At 39.3% G+C, this 16,701-nt stretch carries 12 protein-coding genes and 1 tRNA gene; 7 read left to right on the top strand and 6 right to left on the bottom strand.

Annotation, left to right across the window (positions count from 1 at the left end; genetic code table 11):
* Positions 1-49: 49 nt before the first annotated feature.
* The 3 genes from ACKP2L_RS01965 to ACKP2L_RS01975 are packed head-to-tail and all read right to left on the bottom strand — an operon-like array spanning position 50 to position 4,425.
* Complete coding sequence (locus tag ACKP2L_RS01965; RefSeq protein WP_439425715.1) at positions 50-2,392, bottom strand: glycoside hydrolase family 65 protein; 2,343 nt, start codon at positions 2,390-2,392, stop codon at positions 50-52.
* Positions 2,393-2,406: 14 nt separating this feature from the next.
* A complete protein-coding gene (locus tag ACKP2L_RS01970; RefSeq protein ID WP_439425716.1) occupies positions 2,407-3,918 on the bottom strand; it encodes a PTS transporter subunit EIIC in 1,512 nt (503 codons plus the stop codon).
* 9 nt (positions 3,919-3,927) lie between these two features.
* Positions 3,928-4,425, bottom strand: coding sequence for a PTS sugar transporter subunit IIA (locus tag ACKP2L_RS01975; RefSeq protein WP_439425717.1), 498 nt, complete (start codon positions 4,423-4,425; stop codon positions 3,928-3,930).
* A gap of 164 nt (positions 4,426-4,589) precedes the next feature.
* Here ACKP2L_RS01975 and secG point away from each other — a divergent pair, with 164 nt between their 5' ends.
* The gene (secG, locus tag ACKP2L_RS01980) at positions 4,590-4,826 is read left to right on the top strand and encodes a preprotein translocase subunit SecG (protein ID WP_439426186.1); all 237 of its coding nucleotides are present in this window, start codon (positions 4,590-4,592) and stop codon (positions 4,824-4,826) included.
* Between the two features lie 40 nt (positions 4,827-4,866).
* On the opposite strand, the gene ACKP2L_RS01985 is transcribed toward secG, so the two are convergent.
* The gene (locus tag ACKP2L_RS01985; RefSeq protein WP_439425718.1) at positions 4,867-5,280 is read right to left on the bottom strand and encodes a GtrA family protein; all 414 of its coding nucleotides are present in this window, start codon (positions 5,278-5,280) and stop codon (positions 4,867-4,869) included.
* A 59-nt stretch (positions 5,281-5,339) separates the two neighbouring features.
* On the opposite strand from ACKP2L_RS01985, the gene ACKP2L_RS01990 reads away from it, so the two are divergent.
* The 4 genes from ACKP2L_RS01990 (at position 5,340) to ACKP2L_RS02005 (ending at position 9,135) form a co-directional block, all read left to right on the top strand.
* The gene (locus tag ACKP2L_RS01990; RefSeq protein WP_439425719.1) at positions 5,340-6,191 is read left to right on the top strand and encodes a GH25 family lysozyme; all 852 of its coding nucleotides are present in this window, start codon (positions 5,340-5,342) and stop codon (positions 6,189-6,191) included.
* Positions 6,188-7,192: a Gfo/Idh/MocA family protein gene (locus ACKP2L_RS01995; RefSeq protein WP_439425720.1), complete on the top strand. Its 1,005-nt coding sequence runs from the start codon at positions 6,188-6,190 to the stop codon at positions 7,190-7,192. The genes ACKP2L_RS01990 and ACKP2L_RS01995 overlap by 4 nt, the downstream gene beginning before the upstream one ends.
* 13 nt (positions 7,193-7,205) lie before the next feature.
* Positions 7,206-7,278 (top strand) — tRNA-Arg (locus tag ACKP2L_RS02000).
* Positions 7,279-7,539: 261 nt separating this feature from the next.
* On the top strand, positions 7,540-9,135 hold the full coding sequence (locus ACKP2L_RS02005; RefSeq protein WP_439425721.1) for a MucBP domain-containing protein: 1,596 nt from the start codon (positions 7,540-7,542) through the stop codon (positions 9,133-9,135).
* Positions 9,136-9,143: 8 nt separating this feature from the next.
* Here ACKP2L_RS02005 and ACKP2L_RS02010 read toward each other — a convergent pair whose 3' ends face one another.
* Positions 9,144-9,995 carry a metallophosphoesterase family protein gene (locus ACKP2L_RS02010; RefSeq protein WP_439425722.1) on the bottom strand — a complete coding sequence of 284 codons (852 nt, stop codon included), beginning with the start codon at positions 9,993-9,995 and terminating at the stop codon, positions 9,144-9,146.
* Between the two features lie 136 nt (positions 9,996-10,131).
* Between ACKP2L_RS02010 and ACKP2L_RS02015 the strand changes: the two genes are divergently transcribed.
* Positions 10,132-11,127: a D-2-hydroxyacid dehydrogenase gene (locus ACKP2L_RS02015; RefSeq protein WP_439425723.1), complete on the top strand. Its 996-nt coding sequence runs from the start codon at positions 10,132-10,134 to the stop codon at positions 11,125-11,127.
* A 50-nt stretch (positions 11,128-11,177) separates the two neighbouring features.
* Here ACKP2L_RS02015 and ACKP2L_RS02020 read toward each other — a convergent pair whose 3' ends face one another.
* Positions 11,178-12,038 (bottom strand): helix-turn-helix domain-containing protein, encoded by an 861-nt coding sequence (locus ACKP2L_RS02020; protein ID WP_439425724.1) that lies wholly within the window; start codon positions 12,036-12,038, stop codon positions 11,178-11,180.
* A 260-nt stretch (positions 12,039-12,298) separates the two neighbouring features.
* On the opposite strand from ACKP2L_RS02020, the gene ACKP2L_RS02025 reads away from it, so the two are divergent.
* The gene (locus ACKP2L_RS02025; protein ID WP_439425725.1) at positions 12,299-16,690 is read left to right on the top strand and encodes a glycoside hydrolase family 70 protein; all 4,392 of its coding nucleotides are present in this window, start codon (positions 12,299-12,301) and stop codon (positions 16,688-16,690) included.
* Positions 16,691-16,701: the final 11 nt, after the last annotated feature.

Consider the following 16,701-nt stretch of genomic DNA (forward strand, 5'->3'; position numbering starts at 1 on the left):
ATAAAACCTGCCTTTTTGGCAGGTTTTTTTAATCTTTATTGATTTATTTTTATATTTTTTGTTTTATCAATGATGAATGCCAGCGCTTATCGGCTTTTAAATCGAGATAAGTATCTTTGAATTTTATTTTTATATTTTTATCGGAAACTATATCTGTCGATTCGGGTGTGAAGATAAATTTAAGAGCAGCTCCCTGATATTTCAAGCCGAAAGCCATTGATCTGAAAATCGTTGGTATCTTCGGGTCGATTTTTAATACATCATTCCGCAGATCTATGCCGGCAAATTCGTTTTGCAGCAGCTTGATCGTTTCCCCCATGACACCGATGTGGATACCTTCCGCGGTCGTTCCGCCTTGGATATCGTCATAATCAGACTTGATCGCTGTTACCAAATTATCTATTGCTGATTTTTTATTGCCGATTTTTAGTGCTATCTCGGCAAATACTGGTCTAGAAGTAGTTGAACCGTGTACAGTCCTTTTCAAATAATAATCATAGTTTTTCTTCAGCCAATCTTTAGCCAAATGATATCCGAGCTGTTCGATCAATTTTTGTGTCTCTGTGACACCAAGATTGTAAATCAGCATTAGAGTATCTGCTTGTTTTGCTACTTGATATTGATCAGGACTTTTGTTTTCGGCTTTCAATAGTCTATCGATTCGGTGAATGTCGCCATATTTTTTTATATATTGTTGAAAATCTAATTCTTTTAAATCGAAGTATTTATCAAATTGAGCGATCACGGAATCATCGCTTATATCTAAAGCGATGTTTTTGGATATTTTATCAATTTTATCAAGGTCTTCCACGGTGAAATCAATTTTTTTAGCGATCTGGTCGAAAATTTTCCCATAACTATTTTTTAATTCAATGATCTTGCTAAAAATCCAGGCTGCCATAAGGTTAGTATAGGCATTGTCTTTAAGACCGCCTCGATCAGCCTTTGGATAAGCCTCGTGAAACTCATCAGGTCCCATAACTCCTGCAATATGATATCGCTGGTCTTTTGGATCGTATTCAGCTTTGTTTAACCAAAAACGGCTTATTTCGATCAGCATCTCCAGTCCGCCTTGATCTAACAGACTGAAGTCTTTGGTGACATGAGTATAAAACCAAAGGTCATAAAAGATCGCTAGTGAAACGTGTCTTTGCAGCCGAGAATTATCGGGGTCCCAGCTGTTATCAACGGGGTTTAAATGGATCAATTGCGCTTGTTCATCCCCATACATAGCGGACTGCCAAGGATACATTGCACCGCGCTCTTTTTCTTGAGCAGCATTTTCTTTAGCAGCTTTCAATCTTTTGATCCGATATTTCAGGATCGCTTTTGCTGTCTCTGGGCGATTAGCAGAATAATAAGGAATAAGAAAAATTTCATCCCAAAAAATATGGCCGCGATATCCTTCTCCGGTCAATGCCCTTGATCCAACTGAAGCATCAAGATTTTTATTGGCCTGCGGTTGAGCTGCCTGATTTAGATGAAAAATGTTCATTCTAATCATTTTTTGCAAATCAGGTATTTGAGTATCTAACTTGATATCATTGTTCTGCCAAACCTGATCCCAATAATTTTCGCTATTATCAAGGATTTTTTGAAAAGATAAGGCCGATAGATCGTCTTCGACTATTTTTTCCGGATCTGGGCATTCGTAACTGGTAGCGACCGATATTACACGATCAAACGAATATTCTTGACCAGCCTTTAGATCAAAGGCGGTCTTGGAAAACAGTTTATTTTCGCTGAAACTTTCACTGAATTTGCTTTGACCGCTTTTATCTATCGCACCGACTCTGATCTCGATTTTTGAAGCTATCGTTTTGGCCATTAAAATATTTTCTTGGCGGCCGATAATAGTAAATTCTCGTGATTGAAAATCGCGATATCTTTTAACGTTTTTGTTTTGAACGGTACCGTCGATTATTGCTTCGATATCTATTTTTGCGTCGAAGCCGCTTTTTAATTTCAATCTATAGCCGAAACTATGAAAATGTATCGGGTCGACAGCTTTGATAGTTTCTAGGCTAAGGCTGCCTTTTTTACTATTAAAGCGATATTTTTCGATCAATCGTCCATTTTTAAAATTTAATTCTGCTGATCTTTCGACAGGGTCGAAGGCTATCGGCTCCCCATCAACGAAAATCTTCACCAGTTGAGGATTCGGCAGATTAACCATATCTTCATTTACGACCTGCCTGCCGGCGATCGGCGTTATTGTTTGATTAAACAACCCGGCGGCATATAATCCCGGATAATGATTTTCATCATAACGGCTTAAAAGCGGCGCTCCGCGCCAACCGATATAGCCGTTGCCTAGTGTTAATAAGGATTCTTGGTCGTATGATTTAAGGCCTTTTGGAATATCATTGTACAAAAGTTTCCAATTGGACATCAAAAGCTCCTTTTTCATTTATTTTGAATCGCTGATTTAAAGACGTTTTTCTTTTCAACGATCCTGACTTTATCGACATCAGAATCTTTGAATCCCCACAGATATACCGCTGTAAAGGAAATAACTGTCGTGATGATTCCGGCTAACAAGAATACCCATATGTTATTTGGATTTGTCCGTGAAAAGAATGATGGGAAACCGATCCATGAACCAGTGAAACCATACATATTTACGTGAAACAGACCTGCAACAAAAGTACCTATTGCGCCGCCAACGTTGGCCATCCAGAAAACACGGCCGTATTTCAAATTTATTCCATACATCGCTGGTTCAGTAACACCGGCAAAACCAGATAGGGCACCCGCTAAAGAGAGGCCTTTGATATCTGGTTTTTTGGTTCTCGCCCAAACACCTAAAGCACCGGCACCTTGTGCGATCATCGTAAAATTGATCAGGCCGTTTAAAACAGAGTGTCCGGTAGTGGCGATATCGTTGGAAACGATCGGTATGACCATCCAATGAAGTCCGAAAATAACCAGGACTTGATAAAAGGCTCCAATGATCAATCCTGCGATCGCTTCGTTAGCAGTTACCAAGAAGTTTATGAGGGCAGCTAGACCTGCCGATATCAAGGAAATGACTGGTCCCATAACGACCAAGACTGCTGCTGAAACGATGAATAAGGTAAACAATGGTTGGAAAATTGAACGAAGGCTGATCGGTATTACTTTTTTCAGCCAATTGCCGACTGGACGAGCTAGCCAAGCGGCAAAAATTATTGGAAATATTGAATAAGTGTATTGCGGGATATGGATAGGGATCCCGAAAAAGTTTGCGTTTAAAGGAATACCAAAGAGAGTATTCATTCCGCGTGTCGGTGCAGACCAAAGAGCGGCGATCGTTGGATGGACTAAAACACCTGCGATCGCTGCAACGACGATCGGGTCGGACTTTAATTGCCTGGCAGCGGTATAACCGACTAATATCGGCAGGAAGTAGAAAGTCGAATCACCCATTGCGTTAATGATTATATAAGTAGTCGATTTAACGTCGATCAGGTGAACGTTAAAGGTGAAGAAGGTTAAAATACCCTTTAAAATACCGGATGCTGCTAAAAGGCCGATAACAGGGATCATTGATCCGGTTATCGTTCCGATCAATAGTTGAAATCCGCGCACGATCCATCCCCATAGATTAGTCGGTTTTGGTTTTTTGTCAGCTGTCGAAGCTGCTATTGCTTGATCGGTCGCCTCTTGGTCGATCACATCGCTGCCCAACTGGTCGATGACTTGATCATATACATCTGTGACAGCTGGACCGATAACGACCTGGTATTGGCCAAGTCCAGCATTGTAAACAGCTCCAGCGACACCGTTTATTTTTGTGACTTTATCTGTATCGGCTTTCTTTTCATCCTTTAAGTAAAAGCGAAGTCTGGAAATACAGTGAATGACTTTGTCAACATTGTCCTTGCCGCCGACACCGTCAATGATATCTGCCGCAAGTTTTTTATAATCTTGTGCCATTTTTCCTCCTTATCCTTGTTCTTTTTTATCAGCGGAGCCGATCTCTTGACCTGCTTGAGCTGACCCGTAATTTATGTGTAATTTATCTAATACTTCATTGCTGTTGGTTATCAATACCATTACGGTCGGGTCTAGACCGGCGTCTTTTATTGCTGACCAGTCAACAGAAGTAAGGACTTGACCTTTTTTTATTTTTTGATTTTCCCTAACTTTTTGGTCGAATGGTTTACCGCCTAAGTTGACAGTATCGATCCCGATGTGGATCAGAAATTCTAAACCATCATTGCGTTTTATACCGACCGCATGACCCTTTGATAATATGATCCTGCCATCGACAGGGGATAGAACATCACCTTCTTGATTTGGGATCACAGCAAAACCGTCGCCCATCATTTTTTTAGCAAAAACCGGATCAGAAACTTTTTCCAAAGCTTCGACCTCTCCAGTTACTGGCGCGAAGATTTCGGTCGTGACTTTGTTATTTTCTTTTTTTAAAAAGCCGAACATGTTGCCTCCTTTGCTTGATTTGGTTTGGTAAGTATCTCTACTCACTTTTCATTATAGAGCAAAAGAAAACGGTTACATGTAAGAGCTTACAAGTTATTTTAATCACTTTTTCATTAGTTTATTGATGAATCTTGACTAGTAATTTTGATATACTATTCAATGCGATGGAACATTTGATTTTAGATCTATTATTAATAATTGGTGTTATTTTGGTTATTTGTATCATGATGCAGCCCAGTAAGCAGCAGGATGCTTTGAATGCTTTGTCTGGCGGTGCAAGTGATCTTTTTCAGGTACAAAAATCTCGTGGTTTCGAAGCTGTCATGAAACGTGTGACCGCTGTACTAACGGGTGTTTGGCTTATATTAGGATTACTATTGATGATAATTGAAGCTCGTTAAAAAATATCAAAGCAAAAAAACAGCTCATAAGAGCTTTTTTTTATTTTTTAAAAACTAAAAATTTGCTGATAAGATAATTTAAAATAACAGCAAAAATCTGAGCTGTCAATTTTATCAATAAAAGGCTGCTGTTGCAAAAAGTGAAACCGAACCATAAGATCAGCTGTTCGATTATTAAGGAAACGCCTCTGCCGAGAAAAAAGCGGGTCATTTCATTTAATTCTTTAATGAAACTTTTATGAAATGTTCTGAAAACGTAAGCTCGATTGGTATAGTAGCTAAAAACGGTTGCTAATATCCAAGCCAACAAATTTGCATCGGCCCAATCGATCAGAGTTAAGTTTTCAATAAGGGAAAAAGCAAGAAAATTTATTATAAATGCACAAAAACCGAATAAAATGTAATTCAAAGCTGGTCGATCGTTAGCTGCCAGCCGATTTACCTTGTTAGACATGTGTATAATTATATCTGAAATTATTGGGCATAATAAAACGATTAGTTATAATAGGTAAAGTGAAAAAACGGGGTCGACAAAAGAAAAATTTTCTAGATTATATTTTTTATTTTTTGTTAGCGATCGGTCTGCTGCTGACTATTTTTGTGTGGTTTTCCAGCAGAGATCAGCATCCAAGTCAGCTCGGGCGCGACCAGGCACAAAGGAGCTCGTCGACTGGTAAAAATAAAAGCAGTGTTTCTTCTGTGAGGCAGACTAGTTCAGCGGCTGCCGATTCTTCTATGTCTTTGAATAGATTAAAAAAAGAGTATTCGCTGGGCACTTTGATCAGTTCAGATCAGCCCTACGGAGATTTTGCTTATTTGCGCTCGCAGGGGCTATCTTTTGTTTATTTCCGTTCGACCAGCGGCAGTTCCAATTATGATGATACTTTTTCTTCGTCGGCATCTTCGGCGAGAAAACAAAATATGGCTGTCGGTAATATGACCGTATATGATCCAATGACTAGTGCCTATGCAGCTTATCTTTATTTCGTACAGAAAAATGGAACTTCGGTCGGCCAATTGCCAATAGCAATAAGTGTTAGTGATGATTCGGTCGGTGATCAGCCGTCAGTTGATAATTTGGTCGGTTTGGTCCAAGACTTAAAAGTCTACTATCCGAAAAATTCAGTTATCGTTCGCTGTGATCAGCAAACATACCGACGTATTTCTGATGATCTAAAATTATTGAACATCCGCTACTGGCTGGTCGGTAATGATTTAAGCGATAAGGATCAAAGGAATCAATTTATTCAATATAACGCTAACGGCAAGATCGGTTCGGGAATTCGTTCATTTAGAATGCCTTTATCGGTTTACAATGGTTCTAGAGAAGATTTTAAAAATGTTTCACAAGGAGCCGGTAAATGATCAAATTAGGTGTTATTGGTACTCATTGGATAACGGCACAGTTTATTTCCGCGGCCGTTCAAACAGGCGATTTTAAGTTGTCGGCAGTTTTTTCTCGCAGGCAGCAGCGAGCCATTGATTTTATTGAAGAGGTCAAGCAGGCCGACGCCGTTCCTTATGATGATCTTGATGATTTCTTAAGCTCGGGCATCGAGGCTGTTTACATAGCATCTCCAAATTCGATCCACTTTCAGCAGGCAGCTGCAGCGATAAAAAAGGGTGTTGACGTAATAGTTGAAAAACCAAGTTTTTCTAATCCGTCTGAATTTGATAGAATTGAAGAGTTGCTGAAAAAGCATCCGCAAGTTCGTCTTTTTGAAGCAGCTAGAAATTATCACGACAAAAATTTTTCAAAAATAAAAAAAGCTGTTGCACGGCTCGATCAGCTCCAAGGGGCTAATCTTGTATACGCAAAATACTCTAGTCGTTTCGATGCCTATTTGAATGATCCTGACAATCCGCCTAACGTTTTGAATAAGAATTTTTCAGGCGGTGCCCTTTATGACCTTGGTGTTTATCCGATTTATGATGCTGTTGGTTTGTTTGGCTATCCGCGGTCGGTTTATTATAAAGCCGATCTATTGAAAAATGGTACCGATGGTTCTGGTTGGATAAATCTTGGCTACAAGGATTTTACAGTCGGTATTTTGATTTCCAAGTCATTTACTTCCTACGCCCCGAGTGAGATTTTTGGCCTTAAGCAGACGATCAGCATTGATAACCCAGCTGAGCTTGATCGGGCCGAGCTGGTCAGAGATGATGATCATAAGGACATTATTGCACTGGGAAGCGGTGATAATCCTCTGCTTGACGAAGCGGAAGATTTTGCCGCTGTATTAAAAGATCGCGATTCTTCGGATATGAAAGAAAATTATTCTAAGTGGTTTTCTGCAGCTCGCCAAGTCAACAAGCTTCTTTATGAGATCAGGCAAGCTGCAGGTATCGTTTTTCCAGCTGATTGATTCAGCTGTTTATGGCCCAATAGTTTAACGGGATAAAACACGGACCTCCTAAGTCTAAGCTCCCAGTTCGAGTCTGGGTTGGGCCAAAACAAAACGCCGACGATAGAAGCCGGCGTTTTTTGATCTTCAATAAGTTCCGCTTGGGGCGGATGATTGCAAGGGTTTGTTTTTTAATGTGATTTATCAAAGTTTTTTTGTAAACGGAATTTTTTTATTATTGTATCCGCTTACATCAATAATTATATAATACTTTCATAACAATTTTGTAATTTAATTTTCATTGTTTAGGAAATATTCGTTTGTTAGCATTGTTATTAAGTTAGTCAGTTTAAGCTTGGTATCAAAAAATGCAGAAAAACATTTCCACAAAATTTGATCAAGATTTTTACCGAAACTTAAGCAAGTTTCTTCTATTGGCATCGACCCTTTATTTGGTCCTTTTTTTCTTTTCCATGAAGGTATCTGCTCAACAAAATAGCGTTACTGCCGGTCAAAATCAAGAAAAGAATGTCAGCTCATCGATCGAAAACAAAAATAGTCAAACAAATAATAAAATACCTGCCGATAATAGCAGCCAACAAGATCCGAGCGGTCAAACATCACAAAATGGTCAAACCGATACCGATACTGATACAGCGGTTTTTTGGCTCAAAGATCCGATTTTACAAAAAGATGCAGAAGATGCAACCGGTTTGCCGATCGAAAAAATTACTAAAAAAGCTGCGGCTCAAGCCGATATAAAAATATCAGCTGCTCAATTACCCGATATCACTGATACACAAGGACTGGAATTTTTTAGGCGAGTGGTCGTTTTAGCTCTGGTGGATAATTCTGATATTTATACAAAATGGAAAGAAAAACCGGTCAACTGGGATCTTTGGTTTGCACTTGACAGCTCAGTTAGTTTTTCTAGTAAGATCGACTTGATATTAGCCGGTTCCTTGCGGACCATTTTTCCTTCCGGTTTGAACCAAGAGGAATTAGCCGGTCTTGGATCGATAACGGTCAAGGACGATAATAATTGGTCTTCGGCCGCAGCCGGTCAGCTTTCAACAACTATTCATTTAGATAAAAGCAATTTCAAACATTTTTCATTACGTTTTTCTGATCTTGGTCTAGCAGGCACAAGCGTTATTTCTGCCGCTAATTTGACTGGCTTTTCTGATAATTCTATCAGCTATGCGTCTAAGGTCGATTTGAACCGGCAAACGATCGATTTTGATTTAAATGAGGCAAATAGATCATCCTACGCAAAACTTTCTGGCAATAGTTATATGGAAAATCAAGCAGCTTTAGGCCGGCCTGTGAATATAACACTCCCGCTGCAGCTTGATTTTGCGGGTAAGACAGTTACTATCAACACTTCCTTTAATATTGATTTTAGCGACAACATCATTCAAGGAGTCCCGGTCAAAGTTAGATATATCGATCAAAAAGGGCACCAGCTGGCTCCTGATGAAAGCATCAGCGGCAGTATCGGCGACACTTTTCGCGTGGATCGCAAGGTTTTTAAGGGCTATTATCTTTATCAGACTATCGGACAAGAACAAGGTCTCATTAGCGATCAGGAACAGACGGTGACTTTTATATATAAAAAAGTTGATGCAGGTCATCGATCAGTACAGCAAGGTAAAACAGCTAGTAATGATAATAAACGCAGGTCCTCATCAAAAAAGGATTTTAAAACTCATAAAAAACATTCCAAGCAGATCACAAACTCAAAAACCGGCAATGACCGCTCATCGAAACCCTCTGCTAAAAGTTATTTTTCAAACAGCAGGTCTGACGATACGAGCAGTTCTCAGATTTTGATCAACCATCTGGGCAAGGGCAAAAAGGATTCTTTGGTCAATGACCTTTTGATTTGCGGCAGTCTTTCTTTGATCGGTCTCGTAGCGATCGGTTCAGCTGTTTATCTGATAGCTTCTAATAGAAAACGGTAAAAATCAAATCAAACATCTTTTAAATCTTTGACGAAGTCGACAGCTTGCTGCCGGTAGCCTTTATCTTTATTTATTTTTGCTAACAGATCTTTATCGTGAGTCGATGCGTACCCGGTCAGCAGTAATTTTCGGTAAAGTTCAACATAAGGAAAATCGTTGTCAATGGCAAAATCCAGCTCTTTTTGCTGATCATAATTCACGCGGCGAAAATCAACATCGATCATTCCGCGCTCAGAGATCGTTAGCAGCAGATAACTGGCATCACGATTTTTTAATAGCCGCTGACGGCTGAACCAAGCTTGTCCAACCGAACCGGGGTTCAAAATTATTTGACCGCTGCTGGTATAACGCCAAAGCGGACTGTGGATGTGAGCAAAAAGATAGCAGTCGACATTAGGATCATCACCGATCTTATCGAAATTTTCTTGAGGACTGACCGGCAAGATCTCGTGACCATAATTTTTGTTGGGTAAATTATAACTTAAAGAAAAGACCCTTTGAAAAACTTTTTTTCTGCCTGTCATCGGCAGCTTTTTAAGTTGGTCGATCCTTTCTTTGGAAAAATGTTCTAGATCGTATTTGACCAGAATTATGAAATAAATGTCGCTGGGATCGTCAAAATTTACATTTCTTTTTTCCATCAATTCATTGAAACTTGATTCCCAGTTTCCCATTAAATATTGGCTGGTGCCGACATCCTCTAATAGCTGGTAGCATTCCTCGGAGCCGGAACCGCCGAAAGCGATGTCGCCTAATGACCAAAATTCATCCGTACCTAATTGTTTAGCATCTTCAAGCACAGCCTTTAGAGCGGAATAATTGCCATGGCTGTCTGATAAAACTGCAACGCGATATTTCATTTTGACCTTCTTTCAAACTAATTAAATTATATTCCTTACTTTTTGCAAGAAAAAGTTTGTGTTTTCACTATCAAAGAGTTTGTGAAATTTTTTCTAATTGTTATATAATTGACTAGGAACATTTTTGGAGGAAAAAATGAAAATTTTTGCATATGGAATTCGTGATGACGAAAAACCCTCTCTTAAAGAATGGGAAAATGCTCATCCTGATGTTGAAGTCGGTTACACTCAAGAACTGTTGACCCCGCAAACTGCTAAGCAGGCTGCTGGTTCTAACGGCGTCGTTGTTTATCAGCAGCTTCCTTACACAGCCGAAACACTGCAGGCATTGGCTGATCAAGGTATTCATCAAATGAGTCTGCGTAACGTCGGGATCGATAATATCGATCTTGATGCGGCTAAAAAATTAGGTTTTAAGATTTCTAACGTTGCCGCATACTCTCCGAACGCGATCGCTGAACATGCTGCTATTCAACTAGCACGTGTTTTGCGCCGGACTAAGGAATTGGATGCTAAAATCGCTAAACGTGATCTGCGCTGGGCACCAACAATTGGACGAGAAGTTCGTATGCAGACTATCGGTGTTGTCGGAACTGGACGTATTGGTCGTGTTTTGATCCATATTTTGCAAGGTTTCGGAGCTAAAATCGTTGCTTATGATATTTACAAAAACCCTGATATCGAAAAGCAGGGCCTATATGTAGATTCAGTTGATGAATTGCTTGCACAATCCGATGTAGTTTCTTTGCACGTTCCTTCTGTTAAAGAAAACATCCATATGATCAATAAAGATTCTATTGCCAAGATGAAAGACGGTGCTGTTTTGGTCAATGTTGCCCGTGGTGATCTTGTCGATACTGATGCTTTAGTTGCCGCTTTGGATTCTGGCAAACTTGCCGGAGCCGTTCTTGATGTTTATGAAAACGAAGTTGGTATTTTCAATGAAGATTGGGAAGGAAAGAAATTCCCTGATGATCGTTTGAATGATTTGATCGACCGTCCTAATGTTTTGGTTACCCCACACACTGCTTTCTACACCACTAAAGCTGTTTTGGAAATGGTCCATCAGAGTTTTGATGCTGCAGTTGCTTTCGCTAAGGGTGAAGAAACTCGCAACGCTGTTAAATATTGATTTTTATTTTTTTAATAGACCTTAAAAGATCCTCTTTAGAGGATCTTTTTTTATATATGTATTTTTAATTTTTTGAGGCACCGGTCGAATATTTTGATCATCGTTTTGCAATTGAGGTAAGTCGCTATTTTATACGCATGTACTATTTTTTTATTTTTTATGTTATTTTTCGTTTCAAAAACACCGGTCCAAAATAGGAGCCAGGTCTTAAAATTAAAATTATTTTGTCCGTGTTCGCGCCAGTCCTGTGCCTCCTTTAAAAACGAGTCGGTAATTTTTTTTCTGTCTTGGATAAAACTTGTTTCAAGAGCATTGATGATGATGTTCCCGATCGAATCAGCTTTCCTGTTACAAAGTTCTTTTAAACGTTCGTGTCTGATTATTTCCGAAATATAAAATTTTATTTTCCGAACGTCGATAAAATTGATGACCGATTCTAATAAATTAAAATCATATTGCTGCCATTCGGTCAATTCAAAAAAATACCCCATTAATTCGTTTTGTTCTTTTTCTGAAGTGATTTTGAAGTCCAAATGAAAGAGGGCAGATTTTACGACCATTGCTTTGTGAAAAATCTTTTGGTCTTTAGTATTTTTTTGTAATTTTTCTTGATAAAATTCATTTAAAATTTTCAAACTTTGCCGGTCTTGTTTCAAATAAGCTGTTTTAGTTATTTTGATTATTTTGTCAAAATCAGATTCATCGTAACCAAAAACACATAAAAAATATTCTTCATAAGTTATGTTCAGTTCTTTGCACAACAAAAAGACGGTGTAATCATTGGGTTCGGTAAGATCGTTCTCGATTCTGGAAACCATTGATTGCGAACCTATCGCATCTCCAAGACTTTTTTGAGAAATTTTCCTGATTTTTCTTATTCTTTTTATGTTCGAACGACTGATTTTTTTCATTGATTTTCTTAAATTATGCAATTTTGCATATAAAAAGGAATGCCTATTTTTTGACCGTATATTAAAGGAATTGAGTTGTTTTTTTAAAACTGTTAAACGTTGATCATAAATTTACGAACTCAATATCGATAAATAGTAATTTTAGAAAAATTTTTTGTTTTGTTTCCTAATGATTTTATGCATTCATTTACATAAAAATCAAAATAATTTAAAAGTTTTTAATAACTATCAGTTATTTAAGAAGTAAGGATTAGAAAAAAATGAATTGTAAAGAACAAGTCGTTCGAAAAAAATTATATAAATCAGGAAAAAATTTTGTCGTTGCAAGTATTTTTTCTTTGTTTGCTCTCGGCTCTTTGATGACCGCTGGACTGCAAGCTAAGGCTGATACCGTCAATGGTCAGGATCCTGCGGTCAAACGGCTGGCTAACGATAAAAATCAGCAAAGTTCTGTTGAGCCGCAAAATAAAGATACACAGGCAGTTTCCGATCAGCAAAAAACTGATCAAACTTCCGATCAAACTGATCAAACTGCTGCCGATCAAACAACTTCACCGGCTTTAGAAAAACAAAACGGTCCCAGCGATTCAAAAAGTGCTGCCGGCAGCCCTGCAGAAAACAATTCTGATGAGCATGTTAAGGAAATCAATGGGGAAAAATATTATTTAGATGATAAAGGTACCGCTAAGAAAAATTTTGCCGTCAATATCAATGGCCAGGTTCACTATTTTAATAAAGACAATGGCGCAGAAAGCCCAACAGACCAATATCAGTTCAAGCAGGGACTAACAGAAAGATCTGATGACTTCAATAAACATAATGCGGCAAACAGCACCAGCACTCAAGATTTTTCTAATGTTGACGGTTATTTGACTGCTGATAGCTGGTATCGTCCCAAAGAGATACTGGCTAATGGCGATCAATGGCAAAAAAGCGGCGATAAAGATTTTAGACCGCTTTTAACGAATTGGTGGCCTGATAAAGAGACACAAGTCAATTATTTGAATTACATGAAAAAATCAGGTCTAAGCGATGCAGCTGATGATTTTTCTGGCGAACAAGACCAATCGTATCTTGATCAGGCTGCTGAGCAGGTACAAACTAAGATCGAGCAGAAAATAGGCCGCGATAAGCAAACTGACTGGCTTAAAAACACTGTCGATCAGTTCGTTGATAGTCAATCAAATTGGAATATAAACAGTGAATCGCAGACAACAGGCGATAATAAGGATCATTTGCAGGGTGGGGCTTTGCTTTATGTCAACAGTGATAAAACACCTGAGGCGAATTCTGATTTCAGATTGTTGAACAGAACGCCCACGAATCAAACCGGCAAACCGTTATATCATCTGGATCCAACACAAGGCGGTTATGATTTTCTGCTGACAAATGATGTCGATAATTCAAATCCGGTCGTTCAAGCAGAACAGCTTAATTGGATGCATTATTTGCTGAATTTCGGTTCGATCACGAACCATGATAAAGATGCTGATTTTGATAGTATTCGAGTTGATGCCGTTGATAACGTTGATGCCGATCTCTTGCAGATCGCTTCTGACTACTTTAAAGCTGCCTACAGAGTTAATAAAAATGACGCAGCTGCAAATAAGCATTTGTCCATTTTAGAAGACTGGAGCGATAACGATTCTGAGTATGTAAAAGATCACGGCGATAATCAGCTGTCGATGGATAATAAGCTGCGTTTATCTTTGAAATATTCATTGACTATGCCATATCATGACAGCAAGGGCAATCAAATAAGGAGCGGTCTGGAACCGCTGGTCACTAATAGTTTAGTCGACAGAAGCAATGATGATTTAAAAAACGGTGCTCGCCCTAATTATTCTTTTATCCGTGCGCACGATAGCGAAGTACAAACTGTCATTGCTGATATCATCAAGCAGCGGATCGACCCTGCTAGCGATGGTCTGGTACCGACTCAAGCTCAGCTTGACGCAGCCTTTAAAATTTACAAAGAGGATCAGTTGAAAAGCAGCAAGGAGTTCACTCAATATAACATCCCGAGTGCCTATGCTCTTCTTCTTACTAATAAAGACACAGTACCGCGCGTTTATTACGGCGATCTATTTACAGATGATGGGGATTATATGGCAGAAAAATCGCCTTATTATGATGCCATCGACAATTTATTGCGCTCGCGGATAAAATATGTTTCTGGCGGTCAAAAAATGGCTGTTCAATATATGCAAGGCGATCAGTCTATGGCAAAAAACAGTTATCGAGGGCTGCTGACTTCGGTTCGCTATGGTGAGAATGCTTTTACGGAATCAGACAAGGGTGATCAAAAAACCAGAAATGAAGGTCTGGCTGTCATCGAAAGTAATGATCCAACGCTTAAATTAAACAAAAATGATAATTTAGTGGTCAACATGGGAGCAGCACACAAAAATCAAATGTATCGGCCAGAGCTTTTATCTACGATCGATGGCCTGCAAAGTTATCGCAATGATGATGTTCCAAACGAATTGATTAAAAAAACTAATGAAAACGGTCAATTGATTTTCGGACCGTCTGAAATATTTGGTATTTCTGATCCGCAGGTATCGGGCTATTTGTCGGTCTGGGTACCAGTTGGAGCCCAAGACGACCAAGATGTTCGTGTCGCCGCAAGCAAAGACCGAAATCGTGATGGCAAAACTTTGCATTCCAACGCATCTTTGGATTCCGAAGTTATTTATGAAGCTTTTTCTAATTTTCAGTCTATTCCGCAAGAAAATGATCGATTTATGAATTTTATCATCCCTAAACATTTGAATCTTTTCAACGATTGGGGAATCACCAACTTTGAGCTGCCTCCGCAATATCGTTCAAGCGACGACAACAGTTTTTTGGATTCGATCATTAAAAATGGTTATGCTTTTACAGACCGGTATGACCTTGGTTTTAATAAGCCGACAAAATATGGGACAGTTGACCAATTAAGGAATGCGATCAAAGCCCTTCACAGCGCTGGTATAAAAGTCATGGCTGATTGGGTCCCGGATCAAATTTATGATCTTAAAGGCAAACAAGTCGTTACGGCACGCCGTGTCAATGATTCTGGTATTTACGATCAGGATTCGGTTATCGATGATTCTTTGTATGCTGCCCAAATCAAAGGCGGCGGTGATTATCAAGCGATTTACGGCGGGGCCTTTTTAAACAAAATAAAAGCACTTTATCCATGGCTGTTTAAAGTCAGACAAATTTCTACCGGTTTGCCGATGAATCCTAATGAAAAAATAAAACAGTGGTCAGCTAAATATTTCAATGGTTCTAATATACAGGGCCGCGGTGCTTATTATGTTTTAAAGGATTGGGGCAGTGACCAATATTTTAAGCTCTCATCTGCCGAGGATCGCTCAGCATTTTTGCCAAAACAATTACTGGGCCGATCAGCTTTGACTGGTTTTTATTACGATCAAAAAGGGATGGTCTATTATTCAAATAGCGGTTATCAGGCAAAAGATACTTTTATTCAGGATGAAAAAGGCAATTGGTACTATTTTGCTCCCGATGGATATATGAAATTCGGTTTTCAAGAAATCAAACGATCTCGTTACTATTTCTTGCCAAACGGAATCGAGCTGCAGGACGCTCTTTTTGAAGATGATCAAGGCAAAGAATATTATTTCAACCAGCGCGGCCGCCAATATATGAATGGATATTTTATGGATGAAAACCAAAGATGGCGTTATTTTGATAAAGACGGTGTGATGGCTCGCGGACTTGCTGCTGTTGAGTTCAATGGTCAAAAGCAGCTGCAGTATTTTGCTGATGACGGTTTTCAAGTTAAAGGCCAAGCTGTTTTATGTTCTGATGGGAAGCTTCGTTATTTTGATTCGGCTTCTGGAAACATGGTTTCAGACCGGTTTGAACAGATATCGGATGGCGTTTGGGCCTATTTTGGTCCCGACGGGACTGCAGCTGCCGGGCTTCAAAATATAAATGGCAAAAAAATGTTCTTCGGTGATGAAAATCATCAGATCAAAGGACGAGAAATTAAAGCTGCGGACGGCAAGCTGTACTTCTTTGATGCTGATTCTGGCGAAATGATCACCAATCGCTTCGAACGTCTATCGGATGGAAATTGGTATTATTTTACTTCTGACGGTTCAGCTGCTGTTGGTACGATCGATATCGACGGCAAGAAAATGCATTTTGATGAGCAGGGGCGTCAGACCAAAGGCGAAATGGTCAATGGCGAAGATGGCTATAAATATTATTATGACGGTGATACAGGCGAATTAGCAAAGGCTCGTTTTGGCAAAACAGCAGACAATACCTGGTCCTATTTCGATGGTCAAGGCCATGCCGTCACAGGTGCTCAGTTCATCAATGGCCAGCATTTGTTTTTCTTGGATAACGGCCAGCAGATAAAAGGGCATGAGTATACTGATGAAAATGGTAAAATGCGCTATTTTGACGCTGATTCCGGCGAAATGATCACCAATCGCTTCGAACGGCTGTCCGATAATACTTGGGCCTACTTCAACGAGCAGGGAATCGCCGTCACAGGTGCTCAATTCATTAATGGCCAGCATTTATATTTTTTGCCGGATGGACGTCAAGTTAAAGGCAGAAGCGTGGTTGATGATAGCGGCAGATCAAGATATTACGATGCTGATGACGGCGGATTGGCAAAAGAATGATTTTTGAAACA

The organism is Oenococcus alcoholitolerans (assembly GCF_051852995.1).
Taxonomy (GTDB): Bacteria; Bacillota; Bacilli; order Lactobacillales; family Lactobacillaceae; genus Oenococcus; species Oenococcus alcoholitolerans.

Excerpts from the sequence above, each read along its gene's own strand:
- ACKP2L_RS02015 (WP_439425723.1), top strand. The coding sequence starts at position 10,132 with ATGAAAATTTTTGCATATGGAATTCGTGATGACGAAAAACCCTCTCTT.
- ACKP2L_RS02005 (WP_439425721.1), top strand. The coding sequence starts at position 7,540 with ATGCAGAAAAACATTTCCACAAAATTTGATCAAGATTTTTACCGAAAC.
- ACKP2L_RS01975 (WP_439425717.1), bottom strand. The coding sequence starts at position 4,425 with ATGTTCGGCTTTTTAAAAAAAGAAAATAACAAAGTCACGACCGAAATC.
- ACKP2L_RS01995 (WP_439425720.1), top strand. The coding sequence starts at position 6,188 with ATGATCAAATTAGGTGTTATTGGTACTCATTGGATAACGGCACAGTTT.
- ACKP2L_RS01970 (WP_439425716.1), bottom strand. The coding sequence starts at position 3,918 with ATGGCACAAGATTATAAAAAACTTGCGGCAGATATCATTGACGGTGTC.
- ACKP2L_RS02025 (WP_439425725.1), top strand. The coding sequence starts at position 12,299 with ATGAATTGTAAAGAACAAGTCGTTCGAAAAAAATTATATAAATCAGGA.
- ACKP2L_RS01985 (WP_439425718.1), bottom strand. The coding sequence starts at position 5,280 with ATGTCTAACAAGGTAAATCGGCTGGCAGCTAACGATCGACCAGCTTTG.
- ACKP2L_RS02020 (WP_439425724.1), bottom strand. The coding sequence starts at position 12,038 with ATGAAAAAAATCAGTCGTTCGAACATAAAAAGAATAAGAAAAATCAGG.
- ACKP2L_RS02010 (WP_439425722.1), bottom strand. The coding sequence starts at position 9,995 with ATGAAATATCGCGTTGCAGTTTTATCAGACAGCCATGGCAATTATTCC.
- ACKP2L_RS01965 (WP_439425715.1), bottom strand. The coding sequence starts at position 2,392 with ATGTCCAATTGGAAACTTTTGTACAATGATATTCCAAAAGGCCTTAAA.
- secG (WP_439426186.1), top strand. The coding sequence starts at position 4,590 with ATGGAACATTTGATTTTAGATCTATTATTAATAATTGGTGTTATTTTG.